The sequence below is a fragment of the Rummeliibacillus pycnus genome (genome assembly GCF_050459865.1).
In the GTDB taxonomy this organism is placed as follows: domain Bacteria; phylum Bacillota; class Bacilli; order Bacillales_A; family Planococcaceae; genus Rummeliibacillus; species Rummeliibacillus pycnus_B.
On the sequence record NZ_JBCMNM010000064.1, the window covers coordinates 1 to 22978 of the forward strand.

At 33.8% G+C, this 22978-nt stretch carries 18 protein-coding genes and 1 riboswitch; of the genes, 3 read left to right on the top strand and 15 right to left on the bottom strand.

Annotated features, from left to right (window positions below; all coding sequences use genetic code 11):
• Positions 1 to 150: 150 nt before the first annotated feature.
• On the top strand, positions 151 to 966 hold the full coding sequence (gene proC, locus ABE048_RS13515) for a pyrroline-5-carboxylate reductase (RefSeq protein ID WP_430311784.1): 816 nt from the start codon (positions 151 to 153) through the stop codon (positions 964 to 966).
• A gap of 64 nt (positions 967 to 1030) precedes the next feature.
• Here the strand turns inward: proC and ABE048_RS13520 are convergent, their stop codons facing one another.
• From ABE048_RS13520 to ABE048_RS13540, 5 genes are all read right to left on the bottom strand, one after another.
• Positions 1031 to 1375, bottom strand: a complete 345-nt coding sequence (locus ABE048_RS13520) for an LPXTG cell wall anchor domain-containing protein (protein ID WP_430311785.1) — start codon at positions 1373 to 1375, stop codon at positions 1031 to 1033.
• A 205-nt stretch (positions 1376 to 1580) separates the two neighbouring features.
• Entirely contained in the window at positions 1581 to 4658 is a 3078-nt protein-coding gene (locus ABE048_RS13525) for an AAA family ATPase (RefSeq protein ID WP_430311786.1), read from the bottom strand.
• Positions 4658 to 5821: an exonuclease SbcCD subunit D gene (locus ABE048_RS13530; RefSeq protein WP_430311787.1), complete on the bottom strand. Its 1164-nt coding sequence runs from the start codon at positions 5819 to 5821 to the stop codon at positions 4658 to 4660. Before ABE048_RS13530 ends, ABE048_RS13525 begins: the two co-directional genes overlap by 1 nt.
• A 133-nt stretch (positions 5822 to 5954) precedes the next feature.
• Positions 5955 to 7298 (bottom strand): sodium-dependent transporter, encoded by a 1344-nt coding sequence (locus ABE048_RS13535; RefSeq protein WP_430311788.1) that lies wholly within the window; start codon positions 7296 to 7298, stop codon positions 5955 to 5957.
• A gap of 198 nt (positions 7299 to 7496) precedes the next feature.
• On the bottom strand, positions 7497 to 8270 hold the full coding sequence (locus tag ABE048_RS13540) for an alpha/beta hydrolase (RefSeq protein ID WP_430311789.1): 774 nt from the start codon (positions 8268 to 8270) through the stop codon (positions 7497 to 7499).
• Between the two features lie 470 nt (positions 8271 to 8740).
• Between ABE048_RS13540 and ABE048_RS13545 the strand changes: the two genes are divergently transcribed.
• On the top strand, positions 8741 to 9535 hold the full coding sequence (locus tag ABE048_RS13545) for an enoyl-CoA hydratase/isomerase family protein (protein WP_430311790.1): 795 nt from the start codon (positions 8741 to 8743) through the stop codon (positions 9533 to 9535).
• A 26-nt stretch (positions 9536 to 9561) separates the two neighbouring features.
• Here ABE048_RS13545 and ABE048_RS13550 read toward each other — a convergent pair whose 3' ends face one another.
• From ABE048_RS13550 to ABE048_RS13595, 10 genes are all read right to left on the bottom strand, one after another.
• Positions 9562 to 10392, bottom strand: coding sequence for a hypothetical protein (locus tag ABE048_RS13550; protein ID WP_430311791.1), 831 nt, complete (start codon positions 10390 to 10392; stop codon positions 9562 to 9564).
• A 947-nt stretch (positions 10393 to 11339) separates the two neighbouring features.
• Positions 11340 to 13022, bottom strand: coding sequence for a methyl-accepting chemotaxis protein (locus ABE048_RS13555; protein WP_430311792.1), 1683 nt, complete (start codon positions 13020 to 13022; stop codon positions 11340 to 11342).
• A 181-nt stretch (positions 13023 to 13203) separates the two neighbouring features.
• A complete protein-coding gene (locus ABE048_RS13560) occupies positions 13204 to 14886 on the bottom strand; it encodes a methyl-accepting chemotaxis protein (RefSeq protein WP_430311793.1) in 1683 nt (560 codons plus the stop codon).
• 140 nt (positions 14887 to 15026) lie between these two features.
• The gene (locus tag ABE048_RS13565) at positions 15027 to 15263 is read right to left on the bottom strand and encodes a hypothetical protein (protein ID WP_430311794.1); all 237 of its coding nucleotides are present in this window, start codon (positions 15261 to 15263) and stop codon (positions 15027 to 15029) included.
• Entirely contained in the window at positions 15260 to 15634 is a 375-nt protein-coding gene (locus ABE048_RS13570) for a hypothetical protein (protein WP_430311795.1), read from the bottom strand. The genes ABE048_RS13565 and ABE048_RS13570 overlap by 4 nt, the downstream gene beginning before the upstream one ends.
• Before the next feature lie 154 nt (positions 15635 to 15788).
• Entirely contained in the window at positions 15789 to 16517 is a 729-nt protein-coding gene (gene queE / locus ABE048_RS13575; protein WP_430311796.1) for a 7-carboxy-7-deazaguanine synthase QueE, read from the bottom strand.
• A complete protein-coding gene (gene queD, locus ABE048_RS13580) occupies positions 16510 to 16983 on the bottom strand; it encodes a 6-carboxytetrahydropterin synthase QueD (RefSeq protein ID WP_430311797.1) in 474 nt (157 codons plus the stop codon). Before queD ends, queE begins: the two co-directional genes overlap by 8 nt.
• A gap of 3 nt (positions 16984 to 16986) precedes the next feature.
• Complete coding sequence (queC, locus tag ABE048_RS13585) at positions 16987 to 17655, bottom strand: 7-cyano-7-deazaguanine synthase QueC (protein ID WP_430311801.1); 669 nt, start codon at positions 17653 to 17655, stop codon at positions 16987 to 16989.
• A gap of 45 nt (positions 17656 to 17700) precedes the next feature.
• A riboswitch (PreQ1 riboswitch) is annotated at positions 17701 to 17743 on the bottom strand.
• A gap of 88 nt (positions 17744 to 17831) precedes the next feature.
• On the bottom strand, positions 17832 to 19262 hold the full coding sequence (locus ABE048_RS13590) for an aldehyde dehydrogenase family protein (RefSeq protein WP_430311798.1): 1431 nt from the start codon (positions 19260 to 19262) through the stop codon (positions 17832 to 17834).
• A gap of 64 nt (positions 19263 to 19326) precedes the next feature.
• Entirely contained in the window at positions 19327 to 20961 is a 1635-nt protein-coding gene (locus tag ABE048_RS13595) for an acetolactate synthase large subunit (RefSeq protein ID WP_430311799.1), read from the bottom strand.
• A 218-nt stretch (positions 20962 to 21179) separates the two neighbouring features.
• On the opposite strand from ABE048_RS13595, the gene ABE048_RS13600 reads away from it, so the two are divergent.
• Positions 21180 to 22775 (top strand): FMN-binding glutamate synthase family protein, encoded by a 1596-nt coding sequence (locus ABE048_RS13600; protein WP_430311800.1) that lies wholly within the window; start codon positions 21180 to 21182, stop codon positions 22773 to 22775.
• Positions 22776 to 22978 lie beyond the last annotated feature (203 nt).

Consider the following 22978-nt stretch of genomic DNA (forward strand, 5'->3'; position numbering starts at 1 on the left):
AGCGGAGCTAATTCCACTTCGTTCAATAACAGATATATACTATAAATATTTGTATTACTACACTTTTTCGGTGGCCTCAAAACGGAGTCAGATGAATTTTCAACATTATTGATAAACAAGGCCAATTAAAAAATATAGGAGGCGACGAAAATGAAAACAATTGTATTTGCAGGTGCTGGCTCAATGGCAGAAGCATTAATTCATGGTTGGGTCAAAGAAGGTGTTGTTTTACCCGAAAACATATACGTTATGAATAAATCCGATCAACAAAAGCTGCAACGCATGGCTGATACCTATGGCGTACAAATTGTTTGTGAAAGTCGCGAAATTGTGAAAAAAGCTGATTGCTTAATACTAGCAATGAAACCAAAAGACATTCAGAAAGCTATGGAAGATTTAGTTCCATATCTTCAATTCAATACAGCCATTTTATCCGTAGTAGCAGGTGTTTCCATGGACACAATTGAACAAACATTAGGAAAAAGACCAATGGCAAGAGTTATGCCGAATACATCAGCAACAATCGGTATGTCTGCAAGTGGTGTCGCATTTAACAGTTCAACCAATGCTTCTCTTAAAGAAGAATTTATGAATATGTTAGAAGCCATTGGGCTAGTTATAGAAGTTCATGAGGATGAATTACACGCAGTTACTGCCCTATCAGGTAGTGGCCCAGCATATCTTTATTATTTAGTAGAAGCTTTCGAGCAGGCAGGGATGAAATTTGGATTAAGTCAAAATGTAGTGCGCAAATTAGCCATCCAAACAATTGCTGGTGCTGCTGAGATGCTAAAACAATCTAGTGAAGAACCAACGGAATTACGTCGAAAAGTAACAAGTCCTGGAGGAACAACCGAAGCAGGCATCAAAGCATTAGAAGAAAATCATTTTAAAGAAACCATCTACGCATGTATTCAAAATGCAGAAGCTAAATCAAGAGAACTTGCTTCAGTAAAAAAACATTAAAAAACTGTAGCTTCACCCTATTTTCATAGAGGAAGCTACAGCCTGAAAGTAAACCATTATTGGTTTACTTTTTTTGTTTGTCTGAAACATCATTACGCTTAGATAACTTAGAGCGACTTGTGAAAAAAGCTAACAATAAGAAGAAACCAGCAATTGAAAAATATAGGCCAGAATGGTTTGCCTCTACCCCAGTTTGAGGTAATGTATCTTGAACAAATACTGCTTTATTTGAAGAAGAATCTTCTTTATTAGCATTAGTTTTAGAGTTTGAAACGGTAGTAGTAGCAGATTCCTTAGCTGTTGTTGTCACTTGTGCATTTGTATTCGCTGCAAGTACGGCTGTTCCTTGAGAAAAAACGATGGTCATCGCAAAGGCGCTAAGAATAATACCCAATATATATTTTTTCATCTTTCTTTACCCCTCAATTAATAAAATCAAATCAGTTTTATCAGGAAACTATATTTGTCCCATCGGTACATTATATACCTATCTGTTCATTTTAACTACAATAAGCTTTACAATTCTTTTACAAATGCCATAAAATAAGCAATTCTACTTATCCATTCTTTATTCGTTAATGTATATATATTCATTAAATCGAGAGGGTATGTCTTTATTTAATAATAAAACGCGTATGACTATATCCTTCTTTGCTTTTTTTCACTTCTAGCATCGCTGGAATTACATCTTTAAGTTCAGCAACATGCGAGATTATTCCAATCATTCTACCAGTATGTTGTAAGTCGATCAATGTATCGATGGCCTTATTTAATGCCTCCTCATCAAGAGTGCCGAAACCTTCATCTATAAACATCGTTTCGATTTGAATATTCCCTTGGAATGATTGAATCACATCAGACATTCCTAGAGCTAGCGAAAGGGAAGCATTGAATTTTTCACCACCAGATAATGTCTTAACATCCCGATTTTGACCTGTGTACGCATCATATACATCTAAGCCTAAACCACTTTGTTTCCCTCTTGTCTCTTGTTTTTCACTTCTGATTAGACGATATTGTCCGTTAGAGATTGGATTCAACCTTTCATTAGCAGCTTGGATAATTTGTTCAAGATATTCAATTTGTAAATATCGCTCAAATGAAATTTTCAATTGATTTTGTCCACGTATTAAATCATATAAATCTATAATTTTAGCGCATTTCTCTTCAAGAGTAATAATTTGTTGACTAATTTTCTTAATTTCATTTGCAAATTGCATAGCATCCATTTGATGTTGTTTTGTTTGGTGTAGTAGATTACTTGCTTCAATTGCCTTTTGGCGAAGTACTTCTAATCGTTGTTCTAGTTGCAATTCATCTTTTAATGTCTTTTCTGAGTAATCATCTGCTCCATCTTTTAATTGTTCCATTAATGCATATTTTTGTTTAACAAAATTTGAATAATTTGATTCGAGTTGTTCTATTTCTTCTGGTTTTAAGCGTGCAGATTGATAGGCATTGCCGTTCTCAAATCCTGCTGTTAATACAGCTTCTTTAAATCGACTTTCAGATTCTTGATGTATTTCTATAGCTTCTAATTTACTTTGTTCCGCACTTTTAATAGAAGCTTCTAATGAGACTACTTTTCGATTTGCTGCTTCCATCTGTTGTTGAGCTTGTTCAAATTGTTGTTTTAATTGATCACGATTTAACTTAATAGTTTGTATCTTAGTATGGAGTTCTTGAACAGTTGGAATATTTTCAGGTATTTCTTTATGAACACTATTATATTTGGCTTGCGCAGCATAATAGTTTTCCAAATGTATATTTTTTTCACTTTCAATTTGTTGTAGTTTTTTATTTTGTATCTCTAATTGATGATCTAATTGACTTTGTTGATTTTGTAAATTTTCAAGTTCTCTTTTTCTTAGTTTTAATTGATCTATTTCATTTTGAAGTTGTGAATATTGAATAACAATATTCTGACCATCCTGAGGTTGCACTCCTAATTGACTTAACTTATCTTCTAATTGACTTAATAATTGCGTACTTGCTTGCACTCTACCGTGCAATTCATAATATTGATTCGTTGCAAGTTCTGTTTGTGATTTTAATTTTGCGAGTTGCTCGTCACTAATTGTTTTCTCAAAACTTGTATGAACAGAATGGTGTTCAAGACTTCCACAAACAGGACATGGTTGACCATCAACTAGTTGAGTAGCTAAGATGCTAGCCTGATTACTAAGCCACTTTTGTTCTTCTATACGATAATGAGCCGATGCTTGATCATAAAGTTTCTTTTTCCCAATCTCTTGATCTTTTAATTTATCTAATAATAATGAATTTTGCTTCCAATTTTGCCATGAGCTCGTTTTTTCCTTTAATAAACCTAACTTTTCGTTTTTTTCATCAAATTGATTCAACTGTTGGGTTAGATTTTTAATTGATTCCAATTGTTGAGATCTATTTAAATTCAAATGATCAAGTTGTAATTTTATCTCATTAAAAGTTCTTGCATCTTGTTCTACAACTATTTGCTGTTGTTTTAATAATTGCGTTGCTTTTGTTAATTCACTAAATTTCCCTTCCAATTTGGTGAGTGATGCAATTTCAATCGTTAACTCTTCTATTTTGGGTTGCTTCAGTTTTTCATTTTCAAAAACAACTACAGACTGCTCCCACAATAATTTTGCATGTTTATATGACTCTTGAAAAGATATTAATACCTGTTCTTTTTCCTTTTTAGAATGAAGAGTCTCATAATAACGTTCTTCTAAAGGAATTATATGGCTAGCTTTTTTTGCAGCATCTATCTTTTGTTTGGTTTCTTCAAAAAATGCAGACTGTTTTTCTAATGTAACTAACTGAGATTCTTTTTCTTGATAATCACGTAATCGTTTATTAAAATCCTTTGTTTCTACGACCAATTTATGTTGCATTTCTACTTGAGTTGAAATTTCTTGGTAAGCATTTTCTTTTAATTGGTGTTCTTTTGAGTAAAATACTATCTCTTCTTTTAATGCATCTTCCAGTTGATACATATTGATATGTTCAGATGACAATACTTGCTGTAATGTTGATTCTCGATTTGGTAAAGAAGTTTTAACATGTTCAACATGTAATTGCTGAATTGATTTTGCACTATTTAACGTCTTTTCAGCTTCATCTTTTTTACTTTTCAATCGATCTGCTAAATGTCGATAGGATTCCGTTTTAAAAATTTTCCGAAGTATAGCTTCTTTATTTTCGGTTTCTGAAGTCAATAATTTTCGAAATTCACCTTGTGGCAACATAACAATTTGTTTAAATTGTTCTTTTGATAGACCAATAATCTCTTCAATTTTACGGTTAATTTCTCCCACTTTTTGAGATTCAACAACGGGTCTTTCTCCATCTGCTAAAACTTCTACAAGTTCAAATTTGTCACCTGTAGCGGATTTGTTTCCCTTTTTCTGGTGGGGAAGTTGACGTAAAACTCGATAAGTTCTACCTTTAATCATGAAAATCAATTCGGCAGCTGTGTGCGTTTCGTCGCTAGCAAAATCACTACGTATTTCTTTAATATCAGCACGATCTTCACCACTTGCCGAACCGTATAAGGCAAAACAAATACCATCAAAAATGGTTGTTTTTCCTGCACCTGTTAATCCAGAAATAACAAATAATTTATTGTCACCTAATTCTCTAAAATCAATCGTTTCAGTTTCTTTATAAGGCCCAAATGCTGTAAGTTTTAGCTCTATTGGCTTCATTAACTTTTCACCTCAACTTCACGATTCGTTAGCAATTCTTCTTGCAGTACTTCTTGGAAAAGTTCAATCGTTTGATTATCTGCTTCTCTCCCTGAAATTTCTAGATAAAATGATTTAAATAGAGTAATATCGTCCATTTTTTGACGTGATACAACTTCCTGCTGTACATTGTTAAAATCTTTTAACATAATACGCTCAACATGCATCGCATTTGGATAAACTGATCGGATTTTCTCCATGGGTGAAATAATTGGTGTATTATCTAATAACTTAACAAATATATAATCTTCACATTTTGGAGATTTTAAGATTTCTTCCATTGTATTTTCTACCGATCTAAGATCTCTTTTAGGTACTAATTCTTTTTTTGAGATATTAATTGAACCATCATTAGCTAAATCAATCATAAGGTAACCTTTTTTATGAGTTTCTTCTGAAATAGAATATTTTAAAGGAGAGCCAGAATATCTCACCTTTTCTGTATCTACATAATGAGCCTGATGTAAGTGTCCAAGCGCTGTGTAGTTAAATGGTTCAAATAATTTTGCATCAATACATTCTGATCCACCAATTGATAATGGGCGTTCAGCATCTGTTTTATTTTCTTCCTCAATTCCATTTTTTGTTACAAAAGCATGTCCAACTAATACATGTCTAGCATTTGGATCTAAGGAATCAACAACATGTTCTAATATTTTTGCCATTGCATCTTGCTGAGTTCTAACATTTTCATCCTCAAAAACATATCGAACATGCGATGGATCAGTATAAGGAATCAGATGAAAATGAACTTCTCCAAAATCATCCTTTAATACAACCGGTTTTAAATCCTTTGATAAGTTGCCAACAATATGCAGCCTTTTTGCTCCCATAAATTGAGAACCAAAGTGAATCCGTCCCGGGCTATCATGATTTCCAGCAATCGCAACAACAGGTATTTCTCTTCTAATCGCAATTTCAGACAAAATGTCATCTAATAACGAAACAGCTTCCGTAGGTGGAACAGAACGATCATATAAATCTCCTGCTATTACAACAACATCTGGTTTTTCTTCGTCAATATCTTTTAAAAATTGTTGTAGAATATATTCTTGATCTTTTATCATTGATACACCTTGTACTAATTTTCCTAGATGCCAATCAGCTGTGTGAAAAATCTTCATATTATCACTCCGTTCCACATTATGTGTGTTATTTATTTTATCACATTCAAATATACAGAACAAAAGTTCCTTTTTATTCAGAAATGAAAAGGGACATAACAAGACAAAATTTGCCTTTATGTCCCTTTACCCTTTAATATTGGGAAATTGTATATATTAAAACAACAGCAATAACGATAGGAACAATAAATACCATCAAAAATCTCCAAATTTTATACAATCCTATCGGTAAATTACTACCTTGCATAAATTCATTTTGGACCAAATGTTTATCCATTTTATGAATAATAAAAATAGCAATCAATAAGTTTCCTAATGGTAATAGAATATTACTTACAAGATAATCTGTTGAATCAAAAATACTCTTATTAAATATCGTGAAGTCACTTAATGTGCTAGATGATAATGCTGCGGGAATGGATGCAATGAAAACAACAAGTCCTATTCCCCATGCAATAGTACGTCTTGCATTCGGCCATTTTTCAACAAGCGCAGCGACAATGATTTCATATAAACTAAATGATGAAGTAAGTGTCGCAAATAGGAAAAGTAATAAAAAGATTGCGAAGAACACTTCTCCAAATGGAAGTTTTTCAAATACCGCAGGAAGTACCATAAACAGTAAAGGAGGCCCTTCTTCCGGTTTAAATCCAAATGCGAAAACCGCTGGAAAAATGGCTAGTCCGGCTAATAACGAAACAAAAATATTCATTATAACAACTGATCCTGCTGAATAAGGTAAGCTCTCATCTTTTTTCAAGTATGAGCTATAAGTAACCATACACGAAAATCCAACTGCTAAAGCGAAAAAGGATTGTCCTAACGCATAAAGTACTGACCTACCCGTAATGTTAGAAAAATCAGGTGATAAGAAGAATTTTACACCTTCCATTGCTCCATCAAGTGTTAACGAACGAATAACTAATATAATAAAGAAGATAAAGAGTAATGGCATCATTATTTTATTTGCTTTTTCAATACCATTTTGAACTCCTAAACTAATAACTAACACATTAATAATTGTAAATAAGAGTAATCCTAATAGTGTAATCCACGGTGTTCCAGTAACCATTCCAAATAAACTAGCTGGATCTTGTCCAGGCTGAATAACATTACCTACTAGCGATTTACCTGAATAGATTAAAATCCAACCACCTACTACACTATAAAAAGATAACAGTAAAAAGCATCCTACGACGCCTAATTTACCAATCCATGTCCATTTAGTATTTGCTGCCAAAATTTTATATGCACTCACGGCTTCACGATTTGTTCCCCGTCCAATGATAAATTCTGAGATTAACATTGGTAAACCGATTAATAGTGTAAAGCAAACAAATAATAAGAAAAAAGCACCTCCACCACTTTGCCCAGTTACATAAGGCATTTTCCAGATGGCGCCAAGTCCAATCGCTGCTCCCGCGGACGACAATATAAACCCTAGTTTTGTTGACCACTGATTGTTGTTCTTTTTCAAAAATATACCTCCTATACTCTGCTCAGCTCGTCTCAACAATTTTACGAATGAAGAGTTTTCTGACGTTCCCTATTTTATCACTAAAATCTACTTTTTTGTTTAATAACGAAAGTTTCTAATTTTTTACGTAAAAAAACCCCGTTATGATCAATCATAACGGGGAGTTACTGATAAACTTCCATTTAATATTCGAAAATATTATGCATGAAGTTTACTCATTTTAGCACTTTCAGACCATTCTAATTCGTCTAAGAAATGTAACGTATCTTCATATACTTTGTCACGTTCTTTACCTAAAGTAATAATGTGACCTGAATTTTGATACCAAATAAGTTCTTTTTCATCTGTTTCAACTGTATCATATATGAATGGTGCACTTTCTTGATATAAAGAATCATCAAGCTTTCCTTGTAAAACAAGAGTAGGTGCATGAATTTCTTCAATCTCATCTGATGTATGTTGAATCATTTTTTGAATTTCTTCGATTGCATTTTGAGGTAAATTTCTTAATTCTTCAAGCTCTTTTTCAATTTCCTCTTCACTTTTACCTTCAAATTGTTTATATGTTCTAGCGTAGTTATACAAACGTTCAAAAAGTCCGTCTTTTGATTTTCGTTTAATAGGTGCGCACATAGAAACAACACCTTTAACTGGAAATTCAGCACCTACTTTTAATGTAAAGACACCACCTAATGAAATACCAACAACAGCGATTTCTTCATATCCTAACCCTTTTAGGTGATGATAACCTCTTGTCACATCTTCCCACCAGTATTTCGCACCGTATTTTAAAATTTCTTCAGCACTTACACCATGACCACGATACATTGGTGCATGGCATGTATATCCTTGTTTATTTAAATATTGTCCTAATTTTTTTACATCCTTTGTACTTCCAGTAAAACCATGCAACAATAATACAGCTCTACGATCTCCCTCTAACGTAAACGGTTGCGGTGCCAATAACTTCATCTTTTTGAACTCCTTTATATTTAAATTACCCTTTTTATTTTTTACTCTTTTTTTGAAGAATATTACTGTCAACTAAAAACATAGACAAACATAAAATTTTTCATTTTAGACGCTCAATTTTTGTTCACATCTTATATTTACATACAGACTAACACCTTTTTTTAATAATGTATACTATATTATCTTATAAAAACCGATGCATTTTTGTTATGATTTTAATGACTTAAACGTTGATGTTATAGGACTCTAGAAAATTAATAAAAAAATTACCTAATTATTACATTAGTTCATAATTTCACACAAATTGTTCTGTATATTATTGATCTTTTTAATAATTATTCCTTAATTTCCACTTAAATTTTCTTGCTTTTTACTTATTAATATATTTATTATTTTTAAATTAATTCCCTAGACTATAACAGTTACATCTGTTATATAATAGAAATATGAAAATAATTAGGGGGGATATTATGAAAGTTTCTACTACTAGACTAGAAAAAGAAGACGCTAAAATTATTTATCAAGAAACAGCCGGATTAGCAATTATTACGATTCATCGTCCACATGCAAAAAATGCCCTTACCGCTCATATGTGGGATGAACTTCGAATTATTGCTTTACAAGCATTAGATAATCCCAAAAACAAAGTTTTACTTATTAGAGGATATGGTCAACAATTTACAGCTGGTTCAGATATTAAAGAATTCAATTCCATTTCTTTAGAGAAATCTGAGGAAGCATTCATCCATATGGAAAAAACCATATCAACCATTGAGCATTTACCACTCCCTACTATCGCTGTGATTAACGGGCCAGCAATGGGTGCTGGCTTGGAACTTGCTCTTGCTTGTGATATTCGAGTTGGTTCGGATAAAGCGAAACTAGGGATACCAGTAGGAAAGTTAGGAATTACGATCAATAACAAATTTGCAGCACGCCTTGTTAATCTTATCGGCCCAAGTATGACAAAGGATTTAGTTTATACTGGTCGTGCATTGAAAACAGAAGAAGCATATCGTGTAGGGATGTTAAATTATATAACTCAAGAAAAAGATTTAGATCGATATGCTATACGTCTAGGTAAACTTGTTGCATCAATGTCCCCCGCTTCTTTACTTGCAGTGAAAAAATCTGTTCAAGAATGTATCGATTCAGCACCAGTTCTTTGGAAAAATTCTACTCCATTTGTTGACCCTCACGATTTCCCTGAAGGTGTTCAAGCTTTTGTAGAAAAAAGGACACCAAAATTTAAACGTTTACCATAAAAATGAACCAGTTATTCGGCATGTAACTAGCCAATAACTGGTTCTAAATTTCTTTCATTCATTATTGAAATTAGACTTACATCAATACTTTGTAATTCAAGTTCAAATTCTTGTTCAAAAGCAATCTTGATATTTCGTTGCAATTGTTCTATTGGTAATTGCTGATTCAAATCGATTGGCCCACATAAAATAATATGAACTGTTGTTTTAGGCAATGGTAATAATTCAAATTGTACTTTTGATACTTTTTCTGTTATTTCTTCATTCTCACAAGTTTCCTTGATGTTCTGTATAAAACTTTGTTTATCTACATGTCCAATTCCTTGATGGAAGTCTGGCTGAACAATTGTCGTTTCCCCAATTTTTTCTCTTTTTGGAGAGAAAATTTCTACTCCTTTTTGTATGAACCGTTTAAAGAAGTTTTGCTCTACTTGTACAACAGGGATAGGCATGATGTGCTTCCCTTCGGTTTTTCGTATAAATTTAGCTAATTTCATTTCACTCGATGTTCTTAAATCTTCTATATGATAAAAGTGTTGAATTTCACCAACAGCTAATCGATCAACTATATTCTTTGTCATACGATCAGAAGTACCTATGATTAATAATTTATCTAATTCTTGCTCGTTTATAGCATTTTGAACTTCATTTAAATGATTTTCGTCTGTAAAAATCGCTCTTTTCACTGCTTTATAAGCACTTTTTTCGAATTTTGCAGATGTTCCTGCAATTTTCTTGCCTTTTACAATAAAAATTCCGTCATCAATTATTGCATCGATTCCTTGATCATGTGCAAATGAAAGCGCTGTTGTACTTTTTCCCGTGCCACTCTGGCCACTTAGTGAGTATATTTCCAAAAATGAATTCACCTTCTTATTTATGTTTGCTTTGTTTGAGGATATGTAGATTTTTTCGATACTATTTTTACTTGCTAGTTTTATACTAGACTGTTCTTAGTTTTGTTGCAAATAATAGTGTGCAACACTATATTCAGATAATCTCATGGAGAATCGTTCTGATAGTAAGAATTGTTTTTTAAATTCCTTTAGTATAGACGAAATCATAGTAATTATTCGATATTGTATAATATAGCAAGTGCAACAAACATTATTAGTATTAATCGGTTTTCTGCATGATGTGGAATTAGCTTCGCTTTCCGCGGGCGAACTGACGAGCCTCCTCGCTACGCTGTGGGGTCTCGTCTGGCTCGCATTCCCGCAGGAGTCTTCGCTAATTCCACATCAACAAAGATAGCTATACAAGATTTTTATCTATTCTTACTTTTAAAATGCCTTCAACGTAGTTCTACTAAGTTGAAGTTCAAGCATGCAACTTCAACGAAGGGATTAAAAATTAATGTGTTGAAATGTTTCGTATTTAAAAACCGAAAATAGTTTTATGAGATTGATTCATTTAGATAATCCAAGATTGATGCCATATACTAATGAGTAATTCCCAATTGAGCGAAAGACAGGCGACTCCTGCGGGAAAAGCAAGCAAATCAAGACCCCGCACGAACGCAGTGAGGAGGAGGCTTGATGCTTGCCCGCGGAAAGCGCCTGTCTGTAGCGAAACATCCAAATCTGAATAGTGAACAGTATATGTATTGAAATGCTCGTATTTAATAATCGAAAATGGATTTGTGAAATTGATTCTCTATTTTTTATTATTTAGTTTTTGTACAATCTGTATTTTGGACTTGCTATTAATCTTTTTATTCACATTCAAAACATGCAATCATAGTTGATGTTTCACAACAAAAAAATAGCCAAGAAGAGAAATACCTTCTGGGCTATTTTTTGTTTTAAACTTTAAAACGATGCGTTAATTCTTGTAATTCAACAGCTTGTTTACTTAATTCTTGAACAACGCTATTCATTTCTTGTAAAGTAGCATTTTGTTCTTCTACCGAGCCAGAAATAACACTTGTTGATTGTGCAGCCAATTGCGAATTATTAGATATTTCTTCAACTGATGCAGTTACTTCTTCTGACGCCGCAGAAAGTTGTTCAGAAGTTGCTGTAACGTCCTCTAATCGACTAGTCATTTCATCAACTGAATTGACGATATGCCCAAATGCTTCAGATGCATTAGTAATGACATATACTCCCTCTTCAACATTTTTCAAACTATTCGTAACCGATTTTGCTACAACTTCTGTATCTGATTGAATTGTATTTGTTAAATTAACAATTTTCACTGCAGAATTTTTAGATTCTTCAGCTAATTTCCGCACTTCATCAGCTACAACTGCAAATCCTTTTCCATGTTCACCAGCTCTTGCTGCTTCAATGGCTGCATTTAATGCTAATAAATTTGTTTGTTCTGAAATATCAGTAATTGACTTCGTCATTACTTGAATCTCTGTTGCTTGTTTTTTAAGACTTATAATTAACTCATTTGTTTGATTTGTAGATTCAGATATTAATTGAACTTGCCCTTTTGCAACCTGAAGAATTTTACCACCATTATCTGCAAGTTCTGTAGCTCTTTTTGCTTGTTCAAATAGTAATTGTGAAGCTTCAGCAATTCGTTGTACCCCAGTAGACGTATCATGCATAGCTATAACAGCATCTTTTGCAATAGCTGCAGAATCATTCGCACCCTGTGACGTTTCTTCAACATTATTGGATACTTCATCAGCAGCATTTGAAATTTCTTCAGTAGATGCTCCTAGCTCTTCAATTGATGCAGATAATTGACGAGAACCTTCACTTATATGATTGATAATCGTTTGTAAATTCTTTTTCATTTCATTAAAAGATGTAGCTAACACTGCTATTTCATCTTTAGATTTTATAATTATATCTTCTTGAAGTAAATTTCCAGAAGAGATTTGTTTAGCACCTTCTACTACTTTCAGTAATGGTTTGACAACTACTCGTTTAACTTGATTGATAAAGATTAATGCGGTAATCATTCCAAAAATCGCTATAATAATTGCAAAAACCTTTGCTACTTGAGCAGTATCATCGACATTTTTGTGTGCAGCATTTAACTGATCTTTCTGATATTTCTCAGCAGATGCAATCATACTCATCATGTCATGATTAGCTGATTCTGCACTTGTTAATTGTGATACAGCTTCCTCATCATTGCCTTCTTCTTTAAGTTGAACGGTATTAGTGATTACTTTACTATAGTTTGCCATTAAATCATTCATTATAGCAGCGTAATCTTTCATTTTTTTTGAATCTGCACTTTTTTGAAGTTCTTCAATTGATTTTGATAACTTATCTTGATATACAAGTAGTTTTTGCTTATTTGAAGCATTATCATCAATGATGAACCCTCTCAAATATAATCCTTCATTTGCAAGATCTGATTTTACGTTATTGACCAAATCAATGTTTTTTATGTTCGTATTAATTACCTGATTAAAAGAATCAACAATGCTATTCATGCGATTGTTATTATACCCCATTAAAATCATGATAAATACAAACAAAATAATAAATCCTAGGCTTATTTTTCTTTGTACAGACATAATTAACCATCTCCCATCATGGTGAAAATATCACAATTTATGTAAATGTATTATTATAATAGCATTAATATTGTGAAAATGGTATTAGTATGATTTAACTAATTGTAAGATATTTTCAAAAAGTTAAAATATTAAATAAAAAATAATCCCAGTATATTTTAAATATACTGGGATTATTGTTTTAAATTCTGAACTTTTGAACGGATTCATTTTGTTCAACTGCTGCATGTGTTAATTCATTTGATACAGAAGAAATTTCTTCGATTGTTGCTGTAACTTGTTGTAAATTTGAAGATATTAATTCCATTTGTTCGGTAGAATTAGTCGTTGAAGCTGCGATTTCGGTTACAGATGCAGCTACTTGTTCTGCTGCTGCAGATATTTCTTCGGTAATTGCAGATACATCTTCAATATCAGCTTTCATGTGATCAACCGCTTGTACAATATTCTCAAATGATTCTCCTGCATCTTGGATTAAATGTACTCCATCTTCAACAGTATCTAAATTTGCTAGAATAGCTTTTTCTACATCTTTTGTATTATGTTGAATATCGATTGTCAAAGTCTCGATTTGACTTGCTGATTGTTTAGATTGCTCAGCTAATTTACGTACTTCGTCAGCAACTACCGCAAATCCTTTTCCATGTTCTCCTGCTCTTGCTGCCTCAATTGCAGCATTTAGTGCAAGAAGATTTGTTTGTTCAGTTATATCAGTAATTACTTTTAAAATGTTTCCTATTTCTTCGGATTGTTTACTTAATGATTGAACTAAATTTGTCGTATTCTTTGTAGAAGATTGAATGACCATCATTTGTTGCTCTGCATTTGTAATTTTTTCTTGCCCTACATTTGCTATATCAGAGGTATTACTTGCAGAACTATGTAAATTTTGAGCAGATTCTGCAATTTTTTGAACACCTGCAGCTGTTTCATCCATAGCCAAAGCACTTTCTTTTGCAGCATATGTATTCATTTCAGCGGTTTGAACCGTATTTTCAAGATTTTGTGACACTTCAATAGATGTTGCAGAAACTTCTTGTGTAGACGCTGATAGCTCTTCAGCAGATGCACTTAAGCGTTCTGAACTAACTGCTAATGAACTAATTAATCCTTTTAACGATTCTTTCATTGTATTAAAAGATTTTGCAAGTTCTCCTACTTCATCCTTTGAACGAATCTGAATTTCAGGCTCTGTTAAATCTCCATTAGCAATTACAGTAACTGATTGATTTAATTTTACTAATGGCCTTGCAATAGTACGGCTCATATAAAAAGTAATCAATACTCCCAAAAGAATGGAAATGATAGTAATGATGATCCCAATTGTTAATGCTGTTGTAGCCATTGCTTGAGCTTGCTCTTTAGTTTCTTTAAATAATAATTTTACATAATCCGCTAATTCTCGTGTTTTATCCGTCGCTAGTTTTAATTCTGCAGCTCCCTCAGTGTTTGATAAACGATTTGCCGCTTCATTATGCCCATTTTTTCTTAATTCTATTACTTTATCAGCAATCAGGTCATAATTTTCAATTTCAGTTGAAACTTGAGCTAGCAATTCTTTTGATTTTGGACGCTCTAATTGCTTCCCTAAATGATCCACTTCGTCATTTAATTCTTTTCTAGTTTGCATTAAAGAATCTAATGCTTCTTCGTTGCCTAATAGATAAGACCTAATATATAATCCCTTTTTTGTAGATAAATTTTCAATTTTAGCGGTTGAATTAATTTGAGGCAGTCCTCGATTTATTGTCGATTTATATTGGTTATTAATTTTTGATAATTGACCGAAAATGACAATGCATGCAATAACCGTTATTAAAATTGAAGCACCAAATCCAGCCATTAGCTTTTTTCTTATAGACATATTTTCACCTCATAATAATATTATCTAGTACTTTATTATCGTATATTATTATAAGGAAAAAAGATATACGTTTTATTAAATATCTGTAAATTCGTAAGAAAATATCAAAATTAAGATAATTTCGATCATTTTGTTAATAATTACGAGAAAAACCCTTGTTCATATTTTTGGTAAATATATACTTTAATATACTGGATGCAGTCAGATGAAAGATTACTTTTTTCTTCTTTTATAATATCCCCGTATGGAACACCATCTACCATCCGAATCATCCCATTAAAGGGTTGCTCATTTATCCCATCAAAACCTTGAATTTTTATGAAACATGTAATGGATTCGTGAAAAGCGTAATCTAAAATTGTCACTTGATGTTTCATTTCTTCTTACCCTTCGTCTCATTTTCATTAAGTAATCGATTCCGATACGATTTTAGTTGCCAAACAGTTAATAAAATGGCTATCCAAAAAAAAGGTTCCTTCATACTGAATCCAATTGATGAATGCCCGCCTAAATAAGGAAATAGAATAATTAAAAATACTAGATACACCATAACAGAAACTTCGATATAAAAATGTTTCAACTTGTCTTTGGAAGCTGGAGCATAAACACTAAATAATAACAATCCAAAACCTACAATGACCCACCCCCATTTTGGAAGGGTTTGCCAAATTGACCACTCTTGATAAAAGTCATAACACATTAATAATGTAGCACCTAAAATCCCACTTAATAACTTCAAAATATTCATTTCATACACTCCTTTAAAACAAGTGTAGCATAGGTGAGAAGATAGGACATTAATAGTTAAAATAATGAAATCTTAAATACAAAACCCACAGAAATAATTCAATTCCTGTGGGTTTATCTACTATTCAAAAGGAGTAAATATAAAGGTTGAGTATTTATACCCCTCTTTTATTCCCCCAAACATACGTATGCAGCTGTGGAAGAACTTTTACATTTGTTACTTCCTGATCTGAAATGACTTTTTCAATTAACCATTCATACTTTTGTAAAAGTTGATTGATTAACTGTGAATCATCAGTAGTTGAGATATCATCATTTCCTACTTGAAAATAAAAAGGAACACCTGGATAACGATGATGAACTTCTTTTCCAAACTGATAATCTTCATCATTAAAAATAACAACTTTTAGCGAAACATGGTGGTCGAAATTTCTGTCTTTAAGATTCCCTAATATTTCGTCGAGAATTACAAAGTTTGTTTTCATCCCGGAGCTTGGTGGTTTAGGAGAAATTGTTAGCTCATCAATATCATAAAACCAGTCCTGCCATCTGCTCCCTTGTGTTTCTAACCCTATTTGAATATTATTTTCTTTTAATAGAGATACCAAATAATCTAGGCTTTTTAATAATGCAGGGTTTCCGCCAGAAATGGTCACAAAAGAAAAGCCATTTCCACCGATTTGTTTCAACTCATTCCATATTTCTTCTGCAGACATTTGAATAATTTGATCTTTTCCACTACCATCCCACGTAAAAGCAGAATCGCACCAGGAACAGGAATAATCACAACCAGCAGTTCGTACAAACATCGTTTTCTGCCCTATAACCATGCCTTCACCTTGAATTGTCGGACCGAAGATTTCTAAAACGGGAATTTTATTCAACTTCCATCCACTCCCGTCTCGCTTCAGCATAGCTCGTTGGTGTTTCATATAATCGTACAAATTCTACCCTTACTTCTTTCTGTGAATGCTCTTCTAGTAATGCTTCTGCCATCTTTTCATATATCCAAACAACCATGTTTTCAGCTGTTGTGTTCATTAAAGGTAATGTTTCATTTATATAACGATGATCCAAATGAATTTCAATTTTCTCTTTCCAAATAGTTTTGATATCACCAAAATCGATCATTAATCCTCGTTCATCTGTATAACCACTTATACCAAATATCACCCTATAGGTGTGACCATGTAAATTTTTGCATTTTCCATCATAACAGTGTAGATGATGAGCTGCATCAAATGTAAATTCCTTACTTACTAGAACTCGTTTTGCATGGTATTTTAATTGATTTCTTTGAATATCTTCATCAATCTTTTGAAGATGATCGACAATTTTAAATCCATACATTGCTTAAGACTCCTTTCGAACGCTTAAATATTCCGAAAGACCTTTCTGCCTTAACTTGCAAGCAGGACATTCTCCGCATCCATCTGCGATAATCCCATTATAACAAGTTAAAGTTTTTTCACGAACAAAGTCAAAAGCACCTAACTGATCAGCTAGAGCCCATGTTTCTGCTTTGTTTAACCACATTAGTGGTGTATCAATTACAAATGAATCATCCATTGCTAAGTTTAAAGTGACATTTAAAGATTTTATAAACATATCCCGGCAATCAGGATAGCCGCTGAAATCTGTTTCACAGACACCTGTGACAATATGTTTAGCACCAATTTGTCTTGCAAGTACTCCTGCAAAGGAAAGAAATAATAGATTACGCCCTGGCACAAAAGTTGAAGGCAGTTCGCCATCTTCTCCATCTTTCACTTCGATTTCACTACGTGTCAACGCATTTGGAGCCAATTGATTAAGAAGTGACATATCCAGAATATGATGCTTTACGCCAAGTTCTTTGGCAATATTTTGAGCACATTCTATTTCTAGTTTGTGTCGTTGATCATAATCAAACGTTACTGCCTCAACTTCTTCAAATTTTTCGAGTGCCCAGAACAAACATGTTGTACTATCCTGACCACCACTAAACACGATAACAGCTTTTTCTTTTTTCATTTCTGCAATTACTCCTTTATTGCAAAAAAACAGCACTCTAAGAAAGAGTACTGTTTTTTCTTAGTTTTTTAAAGAGGGTAGCTAGAACCTCTTCCGCTTTAAAGCAGAATATTTAATTCCTTACTAATAGTATTCTTATGTTTTCAGTAAATCAAGGATTTCCTTTTCTTTTTTATTGAAATAAGTTAATCCCCCGTTTTAAAGCTAATAAACTTTTGCTCCATCATCTCATTCATGGCATATTTTACCCCTTCTCTACCAACACCACTGTCTTTCCATCCGCCATAAGGCATATTATCGTTTCGATAAGTCGGAATATCATTAACGATGACTCCTCCAGTTTCAAGACGTTCGGCTACATAAAATGCACGTTCGATACTCGGAGTCATCACACCTGAATTTAAGCCATAACGTGAATCATTTGCATCCTTGATGGCTTCATCTAATGTAGCAAATGGAAAAATACAAACAACGGGCCCAAAGACTTCAAAACGAAATACTTTAGAATCACGATTTACATTTGTTAAAACAGTTGGGTATAATACATTCCCTTTTACATTTCCGCCGCACTCAATTTTTGCTCCCTCTTGTACTGCTTCTTCTATCCAGGTTTTTAATCGATCTAAAGATTTTTTTGAGATAACTGCCGTGATATTTGTACTTTCTTCCAACGGCGAACCAATTACAAGCTGTTTTGTTCTGCTTACAAATCGTTCTAAAAATTGTTTATACAAGGATTGATGTACATAGATTCTTTGAATCGAGATACAAACTTGACCATTGTTTGAAAAAGACCCCAAAACACTTCGGTCAATGACTTTGTCAATATTCACACCTTCATCAATAATAAAAGGCGAATTAGATCCTAATTCAAGAGTCAATTTACGGAACCCTGCTTGTTGTTGAATTATATGACCAACCTCTACACTACCTGTAAACGTCACTTTTTTGACATGGGGATGACTCGTTAACACTTCACTTAATACATCGCCTTTTCCTGGAATAATGTTCAACACACCATCCGGAAGTCCAGCTTCTTTAAAAATTTCAGCCAAAGCTAATGCACTAAGCGGTGTTTGTTCAGCAGGTTTTAGAACAATTGAATTTCCAGCTGCAATCGCTGGTCCAACCTTATGCGCTACAAGGTTGAAAGGAAAATTAAAAGGCGTAATAGCCGTCACTACTCCAATTGGTGTTCTAATTGTAAATCCAAAACGCTTCTCTCCACCTTCTGCTGCATCCATCGGAATTTGTTCACCATAATTATTTTTTGCAGCTTCTGCAGCAAATCGATATGTTTGGACTGTTCGATTGATTTCCTCACGAGCATTACGTATTGTTTTAGCAGATTCCAAAGAAATAATCTTAGCATATTCTTCGCTACGTTCTTCCATTATTGTCGCCGCTCTCGCTAATATCTTTGCTCGAGCATGTGCTGGAAAAGTTCTAAAGTTTTGAAAAGCAACATGTGCCTCTACTACTGCTTCGACAGCGTCTGCAGGTTCAGCCTGTCCGATTTGTGTTAATTCCTCATTTGTATGAGGATTAAATAATGGTTCGTAAGTTTTAGCCTCTCGCCATTTTCCACCGATCCATAATTGCCATTTTTGTTTCATTTCTAAATGCACCTCCATTTAATAAACATAAATATTAGTATGATGTGAAATACTTTACAGCACCTTACAAATTACAAATATAGTCACCAAGCATTTTAGACAGTTTTATATTTTCTGAATAATCAACATCCACATCAATTAATACAATTTCTGAACTTTTTATCGCTTCTTCTAAAGCAGGGAGTAAATCCTTTGAATGATTCACTTTTACACCTTTTGCCCCAAAACTTTTTGCGAATTCCATAAAATTCGGATCTTCAAATTCTATTGCATTCGATCGATTAAATTTATTGAGCTGTTTCCACTCGATTAAACCAAACTTTGAATCGTTAAAGATAACAATTACTATAGCAAGGCCAAGACGTTTGGCAGTGGCTAACTCCACACCATTCATGAGAAAACCTCCATCACCGGTTATCGCAATGACTGGCTTTTCTGGATGGGCTAGCTTGGCTGCAATTGCACCTGGTACGGCAATCCCCATTGATGCAAAACCGTTTGAAATGATTGTGTGATTCGGTTTTTCAGGTTGATACATACGGGCAACCCATAGTTTATGGGCACCGACATCCGAAATAATAATTGCTTCTCCTTTTTCTGCCTTTTTTATATCCGCGATTATTCGCTGTGGAATAATAGGGCTTCCTTCTACTTCACCATAAGCATGCAATTTTTCATCTAGTTGTTCTTTTAAACGTTTTACTTCTGACCAAAGCTCTTTTTCTTTCACTAGCGGGCTTAATGCTTCCAAAGTTTTTTTTACATCACCGACTAATTCAGCTTCAAGTGGGTAAAAGGCATCAACTTCTGCAGGCATGGTATCGATATGAACAATCGGATTCATCGCCTCATCATTCCAATATTTTGGTAAATACTCGACAATATCATAACCAACAGTAATAATGACATCTGCAGAATCAAAACCGCAAAGTACATAGTCTTTTGATTGCATCCCAACTGTATATAAAGTCAGCGGATGACTTGAAGGTAAAACTCCTTTTGCCATAAATGTATTAACAACTGGTATTTGCATCGCTTCGGCAAATTTTCGTAGTTCTTCTGTAGCCCCATCACGTATTACTCCATTACCAGCCAAAATTAGAGGTCTTTTCGCTTGATTGATCAGTTCTGCAGCCTTAAGAATTTGATCTTCAGCTGGACAAGAAATTGGTATTGGAGTAACTGGTAGTGGTTCCCCCTCTGTATCCATCATCGCTATGTTTTCTGGAAGTTCAATGTGAACAGCACCTGGTTTATCAAGAACAGCAGTTTTAAATGCTTTTCGTATAATTTCTGGAATCGTTTGCGGTACTCGAACTTGCTGGTTCCATTTCGTTACTTCTTTAAACATACCAATAATGTCTATATATTGATGCGATTGCTTATGAATACGTTCTAGACCTGCTTGTCCTGTAATTGCAACAACAGGTGAATAATCAAGGTATGCATCTCCAATTCCAGTCAAAAGATTAGTCGCACCAGGTCCAAGTGTCGCTAAGCAAACACCCGGTTTTCCAGTCAAACGACCATATACATCTGCCATGAAAGCAGCTGCTTGTTCGTGATGGACTATAATAAATTCGATTTTAGATCCAATGAGCGAATCAACAAGGTCTGTATTTTCTTCACCAGGAATTCCAAAAATGTACTTAACTCCTTCATTTTCTAAACAACGTACAAACAAATCCGATGCCTTCAAGTCATTTCCTCCTCCATTTAAGTTTTAAGCTAATCATTTTGTCGTACTAACGTTTTTTGATTCATTGATAGACTTAGAACTTAAAGTTGCATTCTTCCTTTTATGATGGCATTTTCACCAAAAATTATGTATTTTGGTCATTTCACGTTCTGAATAAATGTAAGTATTTTCGAGAAGATTAAAACCAAATAGGTATAAATATTCTTAGGAGGAATTTGATGAATATCGCTGATTGGATAATTATTATCATTTTTACTTTGACTGTACTAGCTGTTATAGCTATTGTTTTATTTCTAGTTTATATAATTGGATTTGATCGAAATCAAAAGCGACATGCTATTTTAAGAAATTATCCTGGGCTCGGTAGAATGCGCTACTTTTTTGAAAAAATCGGTCCTGAATTTCGTCAATATTGGTTTGACGGAGATCTTGAAGGAAAACCATTTTCCCGTGTAGATTACGAGCATATAGTTAAAGGTGCTAAATATAAGCGTGAAGTGGTAGCCTTTGGATCAAAACGTAATTATGAAGAAGAAGGTTTTTACGTTCGAAATGATATGTTTCCTAAACTAACAGAGGAAATAAAAATGGATAATGAAACGAAGGTAGATACCAAAAGATATATTTTATTGAAAGATTCGCTCTTTTTTCAAAGAGAAGAAAAATGGGAAGAAGAAGAATCATCTGCCTACTTATTGCATGATGATGATGCGATTGTGATTGGTCCAAACACAAAGTACCCTTTTAAAGTGAAAGGCCTCATTGGTATGTCCGCTATGAGTTATGGATCATTAGGTAATCATGCAATTACAGCTTTATCAGAAGGATTAGGTTTAGCAAAGGGTACTTGGATGAATACCGGGGAAGGCGGTCTATCTCCCTACCACTTAAAAGGTGGAGTAGATGTCATCATGCAGATTGGTCCTGGATTGTTTGGTATCCGGGACAAAAATGGCGAAGTTGATTGGGACGAATTAAAAAGAAAAAGTGAAATCCCAGAAATTAAGGCATTTGAAATCAAACTAGCACAAGGTGCAAAAACACGCGGAGGTCATATTGATGCAGAAAAAGTAACACCTGAAGTGGCAGAAATTCGCAAAGTTGAACCGTATAAATCCGTAGATAGTCCAAATCGATTTCATCAGTTTAGTGATGTAGTAACTATGTGTGAATTCATTGAAAAAATTCGTTCACATACTGGAAAACCTGTTGGCATGAAGATTGCTGTAGGTGGAAATGACAGTATTAAACAATTGGCAAAATATATGAAGGAATCTGGGAAAGGTCCTGACTTTATAACTGTGGATGGTGGCGAAGGCGGAACAGGTGCTTCTTATCAAGAATTAATTGATAGTGTAGGTTTACCAATTAGATCCGCTTTACCTATTGTGGTAGCTACCCTTCAAAAATATGGCGTACGAGATAGAGTTAAGATTATTGCTTCTGGTAAAATGTTCACTCCAGACCGAATCGCCATTGCCCTCGCTATGGGGGCAGATTTAGTCAATATAGCGCGTGGATTCATGATTTCCATCGGATGTATTCAAGCGATGCGATGTAATTCAAATACTTGTCCTGTTGGTGTAGCTACTACCGACCCGGATTTACAAAAGGCGCTTGTGATTGATGAAAAGAAATATCGCGTTGTGAATTATCTTGTTACTCTTCGAATAGGTCTATTTCGAATCTCAGCAGCTGCAGGAATAGATTCACCTGTTCACTTTCAACCTAAACATATTATGTTTAAAGACGAAAAAGGCGTAGTCATTTCATTAGAAAAGATTCTTCATGAAATTCAACAACAAATTAGTTAAGTAACTAATTTTTACTATTCAAATTTGAATGTTTTGCTACAGACAGGCGCTTTCCGCGAGCAAGCATCAAGCCTCCTCCTCACTTCGTTCGTGCGGGGTCTTGATTTGCTTGCTATTCCCGCAGGAGTCGCCTGTCTTTCGCTCTATTGGTAACTTTTCATATATATGGCATTAATCTTGGAATATCTAAATGAATCAATCTC

What these genes read in the sequence shown, in the direction of transcription:
- ABE048_RS13600 (WP_430311800.1), top strand. Translation starts at nt 21,180, where the DNA reads ATGAATATCGCTGATTGGATAATTATTATCATTTTTACTTTGACTGTA.
- ABE048_RS13570 (WP_430311795.1), bottom strand. Translation starts at nt 15,634, where the DNA reads ATGAATATTTTGAAGTTATTAAGTGGGATTTTAGGTGCTACATTATTA.
- ABE048_RS13520 (WP_430311785.1), bottom strand. Translation starts at nt 1,375, where the DNA reads ATGAAAAAATATATATTGGGTATTATTCTTAGCGCCTTTGCGATGACC.
- ABE048_RS13565 (WP_430311794.1), bottom strand. Translation starts at nt 15,263, where the DNA reads ATGAAACATCAAGTGACAATTTTAGATTACGCTTTTCACGAATCCATT.
- ABE048_RS13525 (WP_430311786.1), bottom strand. Translation starts at nt 4,658, where the DNA reads ATGAAGCCAATAGAGCTAAAACTTACAGCATTTGGGCCTTATAAAGAA.
- ABE048_RS13590 (WP_430311798.1), bottom strand. Translation starts at nt 19,262, where the DNA reads ATGAAACAAAAATGGCAATTATGGATCGGTGGAAAATGGCGAGAGGCT.
- ABE048_RS13540 (WP_430311789.1), bottom strand. Translation starts at nt 8,270, where the DNA reads ATGAAGTTATTGGCACCGCAACCGTTTACGTTAGAGGGAGATCGTAGA.
- ABE048_RS13530 (WP_430311787.1), bottom strand. Translation starts at nt 5,821, where the DNA reads ATGAAGATTTTTCACACAGCTGATTGGCATCTAGGAAAATTAGTACAA.
- ABE048_RS13545 (WP_430311790.1), top strand. Translation starts at nt 8,741, where the DNA reads ATGAAAGTTTCTACTACTAGACTAGAAAAAGAAGACGCTAAAATTATT.
- proC (WP_430311784.1), top strand. Translation starts at nt 151, where the DNA reads ATGAAAACAATTGTATTTGCAGGTGCTGGCTCAATGGCAGAAGCATTA.
- ABE048_RS13560 (WP_430311793.1), bottom strand. Translation starts at nt 14,886, where the DNA reads ATGTCTATAAGAAAAAAGCTAATGGCTGGATTTGGTGCTTCAATTTTA.
- queD (WP_430311797.1), bottom strand. Translation starts at nt 16,983, where the DNA reads ATGTATGGATTTAAAATTGTCGATCATCTTCAAAAGATTGATGAAGAT.
- ABE048_RS13555 (WP_430311792.1), bottom strand. Translation starts at nt 13,022, where the DNA reads ATGTCTGTACAAAGAAAAATAAGCCTAGGATTTATTATTTTGTTTGTA.